Genomic DNA, 13,879 nt, shown 5'->3' with positions numbered 1-13,879 from the left:
GGGCCGCATGGCGAAGACCGGTACGACGACCCAGGGGCTGCGAGCGGCGATCGAGCGCAGCGGCTACTACCCGGCCCTCGTGGCCGAGGCGGTGGAGGCCGCGATCGGCGGCGAGACCATCGGGTCGTACCTGGTCCACCAGGAGACCACCTTCGACGCCAATGAAGTGCGCCGCCACGTGACGGTCCTCGTCCTCACGGACACCCGCTTCATCGTCAGCCACACCGACGAGCAGGCGGCCGACAGCACCTCCCCGACCCCGTACGCCACGACGTCCACGGAGTCCGTGAAGATCGGCCGGATCTCGTCGGTCGTCGTCAGCCGCGTCGTCGCCAATCCCGAGAAGTACGTGCCGGGCTCGCTGCCCCGCGAGGTCGTCCTCACCATCGGCTGGGGCGCGGTCTCCCGCATCGACCTCGAACCGGCCGCCTGCGGCGACCCGAACTGCGAGGCCGACCACGGCTACACGGGCAGCTCCACCGCCGACGACCTCAGCCTGCGCGTCAGCGAGGCGGGCGACGGCCCCGACACGGTGCGCCAGACCCTGGCCTTCGCCCAGGCGCTCTCCGAGGCCACCGCGGCCACGGCGGCCGGTACGGACGCCCGCCGCTGATGGTCACGGCCGACTGGGACGAAGCGGAACCCCTCGCCCTCGCGACCGCGCCCCTGCCCGCGTACGGCACGGCGTCGCTCGCCGACCTGCTGCCGACCCTCGTCGCGCACCAGGAGGTCGACGGCTTCGCGCCCGTCATCCCCGAGCTGGCCCCCGCCGACCGCGCCTGCGTCTTCCTCATCGACGGCCTCGGCTGGGAGCAGCTGCGCGCGCACCCCGCCGAAGCGCCCTTCCTGCACTCGCTGCTCGGCTCCTCGCGCGGCGGCACCGGCCAGCCCCTCACCGCGGGCTTCCCCGCCACCACGGCGACGTCCCTCGCCTCCGTAGGCACGGGCCTGCCCCCGGAGCGCACGGCCTGCCCGGGTACACGGTCCGCGACCCGGACACCGGTGAGCTGATGAACCAGCTCCGCTGGAAGCCGTGGACCGACCCGCACGCCTGGCAGCCGTACCCCACGATCTTCCAGCGCGCCCACGACGCGGGCGTCCACACCGCCCAGGTGTCCTCACCCGCCTTCGAGCACACCCCGCTCACCAAGGTCGCCCTCAGCGGCGGCACGTTCCGCGGCCGCCTCTCCGGAGAGGACCGCGTCGACCTCGCCGCCGAGCAACTGGCGGCCGGGGACCGCTCGCTGGTCTACACGTACTACGCGGAGGTCGACGGCAAGGGCCACCGCTTCGGCGTCGACTCCGACGCCTGGCGCGGCCAGCTCATGTACGTGGACCGGCTCGCCCAGCGCCTCGCCGAGCAGCTGCCGCCGCGCAGCGCGCTGTACGTCACCGCCGACCACGGCATGCTCGACATCCCCTTCGACGACGACTCCCGCATCGACTTCGACGAGGACTGGGAGCTGCGCGCCGGAGTGGCGCTGCTCGGCGGCGAGGGCCGCGCCCGCCACGTCTACGCGGTGCCCGGTGCGCGGGCCGACGTGCTCGCCGTGTGGCGCGAGGTCCTGGGGGACCGGTTCTGGGTCGCCGGGCGCGAGGAGGCCATCGCGGCCGGGTGGTTCGGGCCGCGCGTCGACGAGCGCGTGCACGGCCGCATCGGCGACGTGGTGGCCGCCGCCCACGACGACGTCCTGATCATCGCCTCGCGGACCGAGCCCCACGAGTCCGCGATGGTCGGCAACCACGGCTCCATGACGCCCGTCGAGCAACTCGTGCCGCTGCTCGAAGTGCGCTCCTGACCGCGCCCCTCACACCTCCGCCGCTCCCGCGGCGCCCTACGCCCCCTCCTCCTTCGAAAGGCCTTCGACGTCCCATGCCCGAGCTGGTGTTCTTCTCCGGAACGATGGACTGCGGAAAGAGCACCCTCGCTCTCCAGATCGAGCACAACCGCTCGGCCCGCGGCCTCGCGGGGCTGATCTTCACCCGCAACGACCGCGCGGGCGAGGGCAAGCTGTCCTCACGCCTCGGTCTGGTCACCGACGCCACGGAGACGGGCGACGACTTCGACTTCTACGCCCACCTCGTCGAGCACCTCTCCCAGGGCGGCCGCGCCGACTACCTGATCGCGGACGAGGCGCAGTTCCTCACTCCGGAGCAGGTCGACCAGCTCGCCCGCGTCGTCGACGACCTGGACATCGACGTCTTCGCCTTCGGCATCACCACGGACTTCCGCACCAAGCTCTTCCCCGGCTCGCAGCGCCTGGTCGAACTCGCCGACCGCGTCGAGGTGCTCCAGGTCGAGTCGCTGTGCTGGTGCGGCGCCCGCGCCACCCACCACGCGCGCACCGTCCGCGGCGAGATGGTCGTCGAGGGCGCCCAGGTCGTCGTCGGCGACGTCGACCGGACCCCCGACGAGGTCGGCTACGAGGTGCTGTGCCGCCGTCACCACCGGCGCCGCATGACGGCCGCGTCGGCCCGCGCCGCCGCCCTGTCGCCGGACGTGCTGCCGGTCGACGCCACGGTGCCCGCGCCCGGCGCCGATGCCACGGGGCCCGCGCCTAGTGGGGCCGCTCCGTCCGCACGAGCGTGAACAGCGCCCCTTCGGGGTCGGCGACCGTGGCGATCCGCCCGTGCGCCCCGGCCCTCGCGGGTCTGACGACATGGCCGCCGAGCGCGGTCGCCCGGGCCACGGAGGCGTCCACGTCGGCCGTCTCGAAGTACGTCATCCAGTGCGCGCCCCGGTCCCGGGGGAGCGCCTGCCCGACGCCGTGCACCGACGCCACGGCCTGCCCGTCCAGGAACAGGGTCAGATAGTCCTCGTCCGAGCCGACGGCCGCCTCCTCGGTGTAGCCGAAGAGCGTCCGGTAGAACTTGGAGACCTCCACCGTCTCGCGCGTCACCAGCTCGTTCCAGGCGGGCGTGCCGGGCAACCCGGCGACCGCCATGCCCAGGTGCGAGGCGGCCTGCCAGATGCCGAACACCGCGCCCGCGGGGTCCGACGCGATCGCCAGGCGCCCGGCCTCGGCCGCGTCCAGGGGGCCGACGCCGACCGTGCCGCCGCAGTGCCGGGCCGTCTCCGCGGTGGCGTCCACGTCGTCCGACGCCAGGTACGGGGTCCAGGCGATCGGCAGGTGCCGGTCGGGCGGCAGCTGTCCGATCCCTGCCACCTCGCAGCCGTCCAGGAGGGCCCGCACGTAGGGGCCGAGCTGCTCGGGCCCGGGTTCGTACGCCCAGCCGAAGAGCTCCGCGTAGAACTCCTGGGTGGCGCCCAGGTCGTGCGCCATCAGGCTCACCCAGCAGGGCGTGCCGGGTGTGCGCCGCGCGGTCCGTTCGCGTCGGCCGACCGGCCACCGTGCCTCGGTCATCGTCACTCTCTCCTCGGGCCCTCGTGGCGCCCGCAGTCGGCGGCGGCCGGGGCGGCCTTCGGCAGGCGCGGAACGTCCCTGGTCCGTCGCCTGTGATCCGTCGGTCGCCGTCCGTCACCGCCTGTGCTGCCGCTGCCACTCCGCTTCGATTCGCCTTACGCACGCGCGTACCCAGATCGCGCGCATGCCCGCCCGTGCAGATGCTCGCACCAGACGCCGCCCGGCGCTTCCTGGCCGCGCCGCCGTGCGCGGCTTCCTGGCGAGGATGCCCGGTATGCCATGGCGCATCCGTTAACGCGTGATTGCCGAGTCGCGTCTGTCTGCGATACACGGTGTGCCCGGATCTGTACGCCGCGTGTCCGGGTGTGTCCGGCCGAGCAGGCTATCCGGAGCCGAGCGCGGCGACCACCCCGTACGCAAGGATGGACCCTATGAATGTCATCATCTCCGCAGCCGAACTCGCGAGCGACTTGGATGGCGGGAATCCGCCGGTGCTGCTCGACGTCCGTTGGCAGCTCGGCGGCCCGCACCAGCGGCCCGCCTACCTGGAGGCGCACATCCCGTCCGCGGTCTTCGTCGACCTGGACGCGGACCTCGCGGGTCCCGCCGGTGCCGCGGGGCGGCATCCGCTGCCGGACGTGGACCGCTTCGGCGAGGTGATGCGGGCGGCGGGCGTGTCGGGGGACCGGGGCGTGGTCGTGTACGACGGCGGGCAGGGCTGGGCGGCGGCGCGCGCCTGGTGGCTGCTGCGCTGGGCGGGGCACCCGTCGGTGCGGGTGCTGGACGGTGGCCTGCCCGCGTGGACGGGGGAGCTGGAGTCCGGGGACACGCGTCCGGCGGCCCCGGGCGCGTTCGTGCCCGCGCCGGAGTCCGCGGCTCGCCTGGACGCGGACGGCGCGGCCGCCCTGGCCCGCGCGGGCCTCCTCCTGGACGCCCGCGCCGCCGAGCGCTACCGGGGCGACGTGGAGCCCATCGACCGCGTCGGCGGCCACATCCCGGGCGCCGTGTCGGCGCCCACGGCGGAGAACGTCACGGAGGATGGCCGGTTCCGTCCGCCCGCGGAGCTGGCGGCCCGCTTCAAGGCCCTGGGCGCGGCCGACGCGTCCGAGGTCGGCGTCTACTGCGGCTCGGGCGTCTCGGGCGCCCACGAGGTCCTCGCCCTCGCGGTGGCGGGCATTCCGGCGGCGCTGTACGTGGGCTCGTGGTCGGAGTGGTCCGCGGACCCGACGCGTCCGGTGGCCACGGGGGCGGAGCCGGGGTGACGCACGGGGTGCCCGGGGCGTGCGGGGCGCACGGGGGCGTGACCGCGGGGTGATGCGCCGGGCCGCTTCAGGGGCCTGGCAGGCCAGACGGCAGCGCGTTGTGAAGGGCCCGTGCGGATCTTGCGTACGGGCCCTTCACAACGCCTCGCGGGCGGGCGCGCCCGCGCCTACTCCTGCTTCTTGCGCCGCGTGCCGAACACGATCTCGTCCCAGCTGGGGACGGCGGCACGGCGGCCGGGTCGGACGCCGTCGGCCTCGGCCTGGCGGTCGGTGGAGCCGACGAGGCGCTCGCGGTGGCTGGCCACGGCGCGCGGCATCAGGACGTCCGCGTACGCCGAACCGGCCGACGCGGCGGTCGCCGGGGGCTCCTCGGCCTCCGCCTCCTGCTCGGGCTCCTCCTGCTGCGCGGCGGACGGCAGCTCGGCGGGGGCGGTGGTGGGGCGCTCCGGGACGACCATGTCGCCCCGGAAGCTCGGCACGGCCTCCAGGAGGCTGGTGAGCGAGTCGCGTTCCTGCTCGGCGATGGTGCTGCCCGGGCCGCCGGTCTCCTCGGCGGGGTCCGGCGCGGACGCGGGCCGGTCGGCGGCGCGGTCCACCGGCCGCTCGCGCGGCAGCCGGGCGATGCGCGGCACGAACGGGAAGCTGGGCTCGGGCGCCGCGATGTCGTCGGTCTCGCCGATCAGGGCGCGGGCCTCGTCGTCCACGGCCTGGACGAGCCGCCGGGGCGGGTCGTACGTCCAGCTCGCGGAGTGCGGCTCGGCGGCGACGCGGTAGACGAGCAGGACCTCCCAGGTGCCGTCGTCGCGGCGCCAGGAGTCCCACTGGACGGAGTCCTTGTCGGCGCCGCGCAGCAGCAGCCGCTCCTGGACGGCCTCGCCGAGCTGGGGTCCGGTGTTCTCGCCGGGGCGGCGCACGGGGGTCTTCCGGGCGCGCTCCGCCATGAAGGCGCGCTCGGCGAGCACGGGTCCTTCGAAGCGGCGGACGCGGTCGACGGGGATACCGGCGAGCGAGGCGACTTCTTCCGCGCTGGCTCCGGCGCGTATACGTGCCTGGATGTCGCGGGGACGGAGGTGGCTCTCCACCTCGATCTCGATCTGGCCGAGCCGGGGCCGGTCGCCGCGCACGGCGGCGCGGAGCCGTTCGTCGATCGGAAGCGTGTACTCCGTGCTGTCCGCAGCCTTCAGCACCAGCCGTGTGCCGTCGTTGCTGACGGCCACGACACGCAGTTCGGGCATGGGGACCTCCCGGGTGGTGCCTGCCGACGTCACGTGCGTCGCTGCTTCCGCTAGTCGAGTGTGGCCTGCCCGGGTGCAGCCTGCCACAACCTTGCCGAGTTGCCCGGCGTGTCGGGCATGGGCCCTGGATCGCCGTTATGGCACGGTTACCTATTCGCAACGCTAAGTGACCAACTTGGTCACCCTGTGCATCGAGCCCCCTCCCGGCGGTCCTGGCTGGCCCCGGGCACCCTGGCTGGAGACCGGACCCAGGGCTCGCAACACTACTCCATTCGGGCCACCCGGGTGGACCGGCACGCCACCGAACTTCTCCCGGGGGAAGGGAGTTGGCTCCGGCGGGCGCCGTAGACCGCCTGCGTGAGGGTGGCGCTCTTCACGTAAACGCCAGAAACGGAACTATTCGCTTCGGGCGTACGTCCCTCTCTCATGTGACTCGCGCAGCTCGTGGGGTGTCGCGTAGTTCAGGTGCCTACGCGTGAGTCATGCGTTGAGGCGAGACACATCGGATAAGACCGGTTCATCCGGGTTCGCTCGGGGTTTCGCCAGGCTGAGCAGAGTTGGGCGAATCGAGTAGGGGAAGGCAGGCAAGGTTCGGACATGCGGGGAAAGCCGGATACCGGCGCGCGGTCGCAGGACACGTCGAGGAGCGCGCCCACGGGGGCGCCGGAAGGCACGCCGGAGGACGAGCCGACCAAGAAGCGCCTCGATCTGAGCGTGCCGCAGGTGGCGGGCAGCGCCGTGGCCGCCGTGCTGGCCGCGAAGCTGGCGTCCAGCTTCGGCGTCTACGGGACGATCCTCGGCGCGGGCGTGGTCAGCGGCATCGCCACCTGCGGCGGCACGGTCTTCCAGCACTTCTTCAAGCGCACCGGCGAGCAGATACGCGACGTCGCGGTGCAGGCCAAGCCGAAGGCGCAGCAGGTGCCGGTGACGCCGGACACACCGGTCCCGGAGGCGTTCCGGGCCGCACCGCCCGTGCCGCCCGCGCCGAGCGCCGCCGGGTACGCCACCGGCACGGGCCCGGTGACCACGACGTGGGGCAGGCAGCACCCGCGGGACGCCGACCCGACCACGGCACTTCCGTACGCGGGCGACGCCGACCCCACGGCGCTGCTGCCGCAGGCCGGTGCGGCCGACCCCACGACGCTCCTGCCCCGGGCGGGTGCCGCCGACCCCACGATGGCGCTGCCCCAGGCCGCCGCAGCGGACGCCGACCGGACTCAGGTGCTGGGCGCCGTGGACGCCACGCGGATGCCGCCGCGCGACCAGGAGACCCAGCTGCTGCGCGCGACGCCGCCCACGGGCCCCGGTGTGCCGCCGCTCCCGTCGGACGAGTTCACCGAAGGGACGACGCACCGCGCCCGGGTCACCAGCTGGAAGCGGCCGCTGATCGCCGCCGCGGTGGTCTTCGGCGTGGCGCTCACCGGAATCACCACGTACGAGCTGGTCAGCGGCGAGAGCTTCAGCGGGGACGGCAAGAGCACGACGATCAGCGACGCCTTCAAGGGCCGCAACTCCTCGTCCTCGTCCGACGAGAAGCCGTCGACCGGCGACACCGACCGGCCCTCCTCAGACACCACCCCCGGCCAGGACGACGGCTCGCGGCAGGGCGACGGCACGGCCGACCGCCCGAGCGGCACGCCCTCCCCGGGCGACGGCACCGGCTCCGACCCCGGCAAGGACCAGGGCGGCAAGCCCGACACCGGCGGCGACAAGGACGGCGACAAGGGCGACGGCGGCTCCAGGCCCACCCCGACGCCCACCCCGACGCCGACCCCCACTCCCACGCCGACCCCGACGCCCACGCCCTCCAGCGGCACCGACAACGGGGTGCAGGAGCAGCAGCAGTCCCCGGAGCAGTGACTCCGAAGGGGGCGCTCAGTCGCCGAGGACGCGCCGCAGGTAGGCGTTGGCGAACACGCGGTCCGGGTCGAGCCGGTCGCGCAGCGCCGTGAACTCGGCGAAGCGCGGATAGGCCGAGGCGAAGTACGCGGCGTCGCGGGAGTGGAGCTTCCCCAGTGGGGCCGCCCGTCATGGGCGACGAAGATCCGCTCCGCGGCGCTGAAGTACGTACGGAAGGGCGTGCCCTTGTACATGTGCACGGCGATGTACGCGCTGTCGCGGCCGGACGCCGTGGACAGGGTGATGTCGTCGGCGGGGGCCGTGCGGACCTCCACGGGGAAGCTGACGCGCAGCGGGGAGCGGTCGATCATCGACCGCAGCTCCCGCAGGGCCGGGACGAGCGCCTCGCGGGGCACGGCGTACTCCATCTCCACGAAGCGCACCCGGCGCGGGCTGGTGAAGACCTTGTACGGGATGTCCGTGTAGGTGCGGGCGGACAGGGCCTTGCTGGAGACCTTGGCGATGGCCGGGATGGTGGCGGGCACGGCCCTGCCGAGCGAGTTGACCACCTGGAAGAGGCCGTTGGAGAGCAACTCGTCCTCTACGAAGGCGCTGATCGCGCCGGGCGGGGCGGCGGGGCCGAGGCTGCGGTTGTTGCGCTTGGTGTTGCAGTTGCCCGTGTGGGGGAACCAGTAGAACTCGAAGTGCTCGTTCTCGGCGACGAGTTCGTCGAACGACGAGGTGACCTGGTCGAAGGTCATCGGTTCCTCGCGCGCCCTGAGGAAGAAGAGCGGCTCTACGGAGAAGGTGATCGCGGTGATGACGCCGAGCGCTCCGAGGCCGACCCGGGCGGCGGCGAAGACGTCGGGGCGCTCGTCCCGGGAGCAGGTGAGGACCTCGCCGTCCGCGGTGACCAGTTCGAGGGCGGTGATCTGCGCGGCGAGGGAGGCCGAGTCGCGGCCGGTGCCGTGCGTGCCGGTGCTGACGGCGCCCGACACCGTCTGCTCCATGATGTCGCCCATGTTCGTCAGGGACAGGCCCTCGCGGGCGAGCGCCGCGTTCAGCCGCTTCAGGGGGGTGCCCGCCTCCACGGTCACCGTGCCCGCGGCGCGGTCGATCCGGCGGATGCCGGTGAGCAGGTCCGGGCGGAGCAGCAGGCCCTCTGTGGCGGCGGTGGCCGTGAAGGAGTGACCGGTGCCGACGGGCTTGACCGTCAGGCCGTCGGCCCGGGCGCCGCGGACGGCGGCGACGAGCTCGTCGACGGACGCGGGGGTGGCCTCGCGCGCGGGCCGGGCGCTGACGTTGCCCGCCCAGTTACGCCACGCCGCTCGACTCCTCGCGATGGTCGCTGTCGTGCCCCTGCCCGCTCCCGTGCCCGTTCCCGTGCTCATGGGTCCCTCCCCGTCGCGGATCCGGCCGCTTCAGCCGGCGGTAGCCCAGGAGTCCGACCGCCACCGCGACCGCCCCGGACACGCCGGGCACCGCGTACCCGGCACGCGGGCCCGCGGCGTCGATCACCCAGCCCGCCACGGAGGAGCCGAGGGCGACCCCGACGGCGAGCCCGGTGCTGACCCAGGTCATGCCCTCGGTCAGCTTCGCGCGGGGCACGTGCTCCTCGACGAGGGCCATGGTGGTGATCATCGTCGGTGCGATGGACAGGCCCGCGAGGAACAGCGCCGCGGCCAGAAACGGCAGGTTCCCGACCAGTTGAAGCGGGATCATACTCACGGCCATCGCGCAGAGGCCCACCAGCCAGCGCCGCGCGGGCGCTCCGGCGAAGTGCACCAGGCCGAAGGCGACGCCCGCGAGGCACGAGCCGAGCGCGTACACCGCGAGGACTAGGCTCGCCGCGCTCTTGTGGCCCTCCTCCTCGGCGAAGGCCACCGTGACCACGTCCACCGCTCCGAAGATGGCGCCCGTCGCCACGAAGGCGCCGACCAGCACCTGGAGGCCCCCGGAGCGCAGCGCCGAGCCGCCGGTGTGGTGCTCGCGCGGGTGCGGCACCGGCTCGGTGGCGCGCTGCGCGGTCAGCCAGAAGACACCGACGGCCAGGAACGCGGCGGCGAGCAGCGGCCCCGCCTCGGGGAACCACACCGTGGACAGGCCGATGGAGATGATCGGCCCGAAGATGAAGCAGACCTCGTCGACCACGGACTCGAAGGAGTACGCGGTGTGCAGCTGCGGGGTGCCGTGGTAGATCGCCGCCCAGCGCGCGCGGACCATGGAGCCCACGCTGGGCACGGCGCCGACGAGCCCGGCGAAGACGAACAGCGTCCAATCCGGCAGCTCGAACTTCGCGGCCAGCAGCAGCCCCGCCACCGCGGCGAGCGACACCAGGGTCGCGGGTCTGAGCACCCGGCGCTGGCCGTGCCGGTCCACCAGCCGGGAGATCTGCGGGCCGATGGCCGCGGCGGACAGCGCGACCGTCGCCGAGAGCGCGCCCGCGAGGCCGTACCGGCCGGTGAGCTGGGAGATCATCGTCACGATGCCGATGCCCATCATGGACAGCGGCATCCGGCCGATGAGACCGGCGGCCGAGAACCCCCTGGTGCCGGGGGCGGAGAAGATGGCGCGGTAGGGGCTCGGCACGTGGACTCCGCGGGACTGCCGGAGCGGTCGGCTCTGCCGAGCGGCTCCGGTAAGGCGTCTAGATGGCTGATACAGATTACGGCCGTCGGCCCCGAAACGCATGGGGGTATTCCCGGAGGGGACCCGGGTCCCGCCCGGCGCCGCGCGGGGGACCGCGGTTGCCCGGTTGTCAGTGGTGAGTGGCAGGATCAAAGACATGTCCGACGCGCAGGCTCCCACGCTCGATCCCACTCCGTACGACGCCCTGCTGCTGCTCTCGTTCGGCGGCCCCGAGGGCCCGGACGACGTCGTCCCGTTCCTGGAGAACGTGACGCGCGGCCGCGGCATCCCCAAGGAGCGCCTGAAGGAGGTGGGGCAGCACTACTTCCTCTTCGGCGGCGTCAGCCCCATCAACGACCAGAACAGAGCGCTGCTCGACGCCCTGCGCAAGGACTTCGCGGAGCACGGCCTCGACCTGCCGGTCTACTGGGGCAACCGCAACTGGTCGCCGTACCTGACCGACACCCTGCGGGAGCTGGTGCGCGACGGCCGCCGCCGCGTCCTGGTGCTCGCCACCAGCGCGTACGCGTCGTACTCGGGCTGCCGCCAGTACCGCGAGAACCTGGCCGACGCCCTCGCCACCCTCCAGGAGGAGGGCCTCGACCTGCCCCGCGTCGACAAGTTGCGGCACTACTTCAACCACCCGGGCTTCGTGCGCCCCATGGTCGACGGCGTCCTGAAGTCGCTCGCCGACCTCCCCGAAGAGGTGCGCGACGGCGCCCACCTGGCGTTCACCACGCACTCCATCCCCACCGCCGCGGCCGACACGTCGGGCCCCGCCGAGGACCACGGCGACGGCGGCGCCTACGTGAAGCAGCACCTGGACGTGGCCCGCCTCATCGCCGACGCGGTGCGCGCGGAGACCGGCGTCGACCGCCCCTGGGAGCTGGTCTACCAGTCGCGCAGCGGCGCCCCGCACATCCCGTGGCTCGAGCCCGACATCTGCGACCACCTTCAGGAGCGGCACGCGGCCGGGGCCCCCGCCGTGGTGATGGTCCCCATCGGCTTCGTGTCGGACCACATGGAAGTGCTGTACGACCTCGACACGGAGGCCACGGCGAAGGCGGCGGAGCTCGGCCTGCCGGTCCGCCGCTCGGCCACGGTCGGCGCCGACCCGCGGTTCGCCGCCGCCGTGCGCGAGCTGGTCGTGGAGCGCGCCGCCACCGAGAGCGGGCGCCCGGTGGCGCCCTGCGCCCTGGGAGCCCTGGGCGCCAGCCACGACCTGTGCCCGGTGGGCTGCTGCCCGGCGCGCACGCCCAAGCCCGCCGCCGCGGGCGCCGACAGCCCGTTCGTGTGAGGAGCCCCCTCGTGACCGACCCCGCCGCCCAGGACCCCCTGAGGGCCGAACTGCTCGCCGTCGCCCTGGAGGCCGCGCGGCGGGCCGGTGAGCTGCTGCGCGACGGCCGCCCGGACGACCTGGGCGTCGCCGCCACCAAGTCCAGCGCCGTCGACGTCGTCACGGAGATGGACCTCGCCTCCGAGAAGCTGATCACGGCGTTCCTCGCCGACCGCAGGCCCGACGACGGCGTGCTCGGTGAGGAGGGCGTCAGCTTCGAGGGCACCAGCGGTGTCCAGTGGGTCATCGACCCGATCGACGGCACGGTCAACTACCTGTACGGCCGCCCGGACTGGGCGGTGTCCATCGCGGCCCGCAAGGACGGCGAGACCCTCGTCGGCGTCGTCCACGCCCCCGCGCGCCGGGAGACGTACCACGCGGTCCTCGGCGGCGGCGCCCACCTCGACGACCGGCCCCTCAGGGTCCGCCCCGCGCCCCCCTTCGAGCAGGCCCTGATCGGCACGGGCTTCGGGTACGTGGCCGAGCGCCGGGCCCGGCAGGCGGAGGTCGTCCGGCTGCTGCTGCCGCGCGTGCGGGACATCCGGCGGGGCGGCTCGGCGGCCATCGACCTGTGCGACGTGGCGGCGGGCCGCCTGGACGCGTACTACGAACGGGGCCTGAACCCCTGGGACTTCGCCGCCGGAGACCTCGTCGCCCGGGAGGCGGGCGCGCTCACCGGCGGGCGCCCCGGCCAGGCCCTGTCCGGGGAGCTGACGGTGGCGGGCCCGCCCGGCCTCTTCGAGCCCCTCCAGGCCTTCCTGGAGGAACAGGGCGCCTGGCACGACTGACCCGGGGCAGCCCCGGGCGTCCCCCACCTGGCGGGGCCCCGGCACGCCTGGCCCGGGGCAGCCCCGGCGCGACCGGCCCGCGACGGCATCGGCACTCCTGGCCCAGGGCACCCGCCACGACCGGCCCGCGGCGGCATCGACACGACAGGCCGACGGCGGCATCGGCACGACTGATCCACGAGGCTCCGGGCACCCGGACGCACGAGAGGCCCCGGCACCCAGGGACGTGGGTGCCGGGGCCCTCTCGTGCTGAGCGGGGTCGGTCAGGAGCTCGGGGCGGCGACCTCCACGCCGTGCTCGGCGGCCAGGCGGTGGAGGTCCTCCAGCTCGCCCAGCTCGACCTCGGCCAGGAAGTCGTCGCCCGTCTCGCGGGCACGCGTGAGGTCGGACTCCGTGGCCTTTATGCGCTGCAGGAGACCTGCGGTGAATGCGTCCATGGTTGCGCCCCCTCGGCTGGGTCGTGGATCGGTGGCACGGGGGTGTGCCGTGGGAAGGGGCGATCACGTATGACGCCGCCGCTGCGTGATGCAGGTCGTGGCGCGTCACGTACGAAGCGTGATCGCGGGTGTAAGGCCGTCCTCCCCGGGCCCCTTCCGGGGAAACCTCAACGCGGTGAGAAAATCCCGCATTCCTGGGGCCCACAGCCGCCTTACAGCCGGTTTATGGCCGAAAGGGGCAGGATGGAGGTCCGAACCCCATGCTCAACCCCATGCGAGAGACCTGCCCCGCCACGACCGTGCGCGGGTGCGCGGAGGAAGGACAGCGACGTGCGTGTACTCGTCGTCGAGGACGAGCAGCTGCTCGCCGATGCGGTGGCCACCGGACTGCGCCGGGAGGCCATGGCCGTCGACGTCGTGTACGACGGCGCGGCCGCCCTGGAGCGCATCGGAGTGAACGACTACGACGTGGTCGTCCTGGACCGCGACCTGCCGGTGGTCCACGGCGACGACGTCTGCCGCAAGATCGTCGAGCTGGGCATGCCCACGCGCGTGCTGATGCTCACGGCGTCCGGCGACGTCAGCGACCGCGTCGAGGGCCTGGAGATCGGCGCCGACGACTACCTGCCCAAGCCGTTCGCGTTCAGCGAGCTGACGGCCCGGGTGCGGGCCCTGGGGCGGCGCACCAGCGTGCCGCTGCCGCCCGTCCTGGAGCGCGCCGGAATCAAGCTCGACCCGAACCGCCGCGAGGTGTTCCGCGAGGGCCGCGAGATCCAGCTCGCGCCCAAGGAGTTCGCCGTCCTCGAAGTGCTGATGCGCAGCGAGGGCGCGGTGGTCTCCGCCGAGCAGCTCCTGGAGAAGGCCTGGGACGAGAACACGGACCCGTTCACCAACGTCGTCCGGGTCACGGTCATGACCCTGCGCCGCAAGCTCGGTGAGCCCGCCGTCATCGTGACCGTGCCGGGCTCCGGCTACCGGATCTGACGCCG

General features: G+C 73.8%; 11 protein-coding genes and 2 pseudogenes. 8 read left to right on the top strand and 5 right to left on the bottom strand.

Translation table 11 applies throughout. From position 1 onward, the window contains the following. Positions 1 to 7: 7 nt before the first annotated feature. The 3 genes and pseudogenes from ACOBQU_RS09890 to ACOBQU_RS09880 all read left to right on the top strand — a co-directional run bounded on the left by ACOBQU_RS09890 (position 8) and on the right by ACOBQU_RS09880 (position 2,590). Positions 8 to 613: a DUF5998 family protein gene (locus ACOBQU_RS09890; protein ID WP_423625868.1), complete on the top strand. Its 606-nt coding sequence runs from the start codon at positions 8 to 10 to the stop codon at positions 611 to 613. Continuing rightward, positions 613 to 1,799 (top strand): annotated as a pseudogene (locus ACOBQU_RS09885) (alkaline phosphatase family protein). Before ACOBQU_RS09890 ends, ACOBQU_RS09885 begins: the two are co-directional and overlap by 1 nt. A gap of 74 nt (positions 1,800 to 1,873) precedes the next feature. After that, on the top strand, positions 1,874 to 2,590 hold the full coding sequence (locus ACOBQU_RS09880) for a thymidine kinase (RefSeq protein ID WP_423625866.1): 717 nt from the start codon (positions 1,874 to 1,876) through the stop codon (positions 2,588 to 2,590). On the opposite strand, the gene ACOBQU_RS09875 is transcribed toward ACOBQU_RS09880, so the two are convergent. Beyond that, positions 2,559 to 3,365, bottom strand: coding sequence for a VOC family protein (locus ACOBQU_RS09875; RefSeq protein ID WP_423625865.1), 807 nt, complete (start codon positions 3,363 to 3,365; stop codon positions 2,559 to 2,561). The two genes, ACOBQU_RS09880 and ACOBQU_RS09875, sit on opposite strands and share 32 nt — an antisense overlap. Positions 3,366 to 3,796: 431 nt before the next feature. Between ACOBQU_RS09875 and ACOBQU_RS09870 the strand changes: the two genes are divergently transcribed. Further along, the gene (locus ACOBQU_RS09870) at positions 3,797 to 4,627 is read left to right on the top strand and encodes a sulfurtransferase (protein WP_423625863.1); all 831 of its coding nucleotides are present in this window, start codon (positions 3,797 to 3,799) and stop codon (positions 4,625 to 4,627) included. Positions 4,628 to 4,794: 167 nt separating this feature from the next. On the opposite strand, the gene sepH is transcribed toward ACOBQU_RS09870, so the two are convergent. Beyond that, on the bottom strand, positions 4,795 to 5,862 hold the full coding sequence (gene sepH / locus ACOBQU_RS09865; protein ID WP_423625861.1) for a septation protein SepH: 1,068 nt from the start codon (positions 5,860 to 5,862) through the stop codon (positions 4,795 to 4,797). Positions 5,863 to 6,459: 597 nt separating this feature from the next. On the opposite strand from sepH, the gene ACOBQU_RS09860 reads away from it, so the two are divergent. Then, positions 6,460 to 7,722, top strand: coding sequence for a hypothetical protein (locus tag ACOBQU_RS09860; protein WP_423625859.1), 1,263 nt, complete (start codon positions 6,460 to 6,462; stop codon positions 7,720 to 7,722). A gap of 15 nt (positions 7,723 to 7,737) precedes the next feature. On the opposite strand, the pseudogene ACOBQU_RS09855 reads toward ACOBQU_RS09860, so the two are convergent. Continuing rightward, positions 7,738 to 9,092 (bottom strand): annotated as a pseudogene (locus ACOBQU_RS09855) (D-arabinono-1,4-lactone oxidase). Further along, a complete protein-coding gene (locus ACOBQU_RS09850) occupies positions 9,016 to 10,290 on the bottom strand; it encodes an MFS transporter (protein WP_423625858.1) in 1,275 nt (424 codons plus the stop codon). The pseudogene ACOBQU_RS09855 and the gene ACOBQU_RS09850 overlap by 77 nt, the downstream one beginning before the upstream one ends. A 196-nt stretch (positions 10,291 to 10,486) precedes the next feature. On the opposite strand from ACOBQU_RS09850, the gene ACOBQU_RS09845 reads away from it, so the two are divergent. Both ACOBQU_RS09845 and ACOBQU_RS09840 read left to right on the top strand, forming a co-directional pair. After that, positions 10,487 to 11,626, top strand: coding sequence for a ferrochelatase (locus ACOBQU_RS09845; protein ID WP_423625856.1), 1,140 nt, complete (start codon positions 10,487 to 10,489; stop codon positions 11,624 to 11,626). An 11-nt stretch (positions 11,627 to 11,637) separates the two neighbouring features. Beyond that, positions 11,638 to 12,453, top strand: a complete 816-nt coding sequence (locus ACOBQU_RS09840) for an inositol monophosphatase family protein (RefSeq protein WP_423625854.1) — start codon at positions 11,638 to 11,640, stop codon at positions 12,451 to 12,453. A gap of 263 nt (positions 12,454 to 12,716) precedes the next feature. Here ACOBQU_RS09840 and ACOBQU_RS09835 read toward each other — a convergent pair whose 3' ends face one another. Next, positions 12,717 to 12,890 carry a hypothetical protein gene (locus tag ACOBQU_RS09835; RefSeq protein ID WP_423625852.1) on the bottom strand — a complete coding sequence of 58 codons (174 nt, stop codon included), beginning with the start codon at positions 12,888 to 12,890 and terminating at the stop codon, positions 12,717 to 12,719. A 330-nt stretch (positions 12,891 to 13,220) separates the two neighbouring features. On the opposite strand from ACOBQU_RS09835, the gene ACOBQU_RS09830 reads away from it, so the two are divergent. Next, positions 13,221 to 13,874 (top strand): response regulator transcription factor, encoded by a 654-nt coding sequence (locus tag ACOBQU_RS09830; protein ID WP_138962241.1) that lies wholly within the window; start codon positions 13,221 to 13,223, stop codon positions 13,872 to 13,874. Positions 13,875 to 13,879 lie beyond the last annotated feature (5 nt).

It is taken from the genome of Streptomyces sp. G45, assembly GCF_049542095.1.
Classification (GTDB): Bacteria; Actinomycetota; Actinomycetes; order Streptomycetales; family Streptomycetaceae; genus Streptomyces.
Note: the sequence above shows the minus strand (reverse complement) of the source record. Positions and strands in the feature narration are given on the sequence as shown.

Coding starts and splice junctions, on each gene's coding strand:
- ACOBQU_RS09860 (WP_423625859.1), top strand. CDS start 6,460: ATGCGGGGAAAGCCGGATACCGGCGCGCGGTCGCAGGACACGTCGAGG.
- ACOBQU_RS09835 (WP_423625852.1), bottom strand. CDS start 12,890: ATGGACGCATTCACCGCAGGTCTCCTGCAGCGCATAAAGGCCACGGAG.
- ACOBQU_RS09845 (WP_423625856.1), top strand. CDS start 10,487: ATGTCCGACGCGCAGGCTCCCACGCTCGATCCCACTCCGTACGACGCC.
- sepH (WP_423625861.1), bottom strand. CDS start 5,862: ATGCCCGAACTGCGTGTCGTGGCCGTCAGCAACGACGGCACACGGCTG.
- ACOBQU_RS09875 (WP_423625865.1), bottom strand. CDS start 3,365: ATGACCGAGGCACGGTGGCCGGTCGGCCGACGCGAACGGACCGCGCGG.
- ACOBQU_RS09880 (WP_423625866.1), top strand. CDS start 1,874: ATGCCCGAGCTGGTGTTCTTCTCCGGAACGATGGACTGCGGAAAGAGC.
- ACOBQU_RS09890 (WP_423625868.1), top strand. CDS start 8: ATGGCGAAGACCGGTACGACGACCCAGGGGCTGCGAGCGGCGATCGAG.
- ACOBQU_RS09870 (WP_423625863.1), top strand. CDS start 3,797: ATGAATGTCATCATCTCCGCAGCCGAACTCGCGAGCGACTTGGATGGC.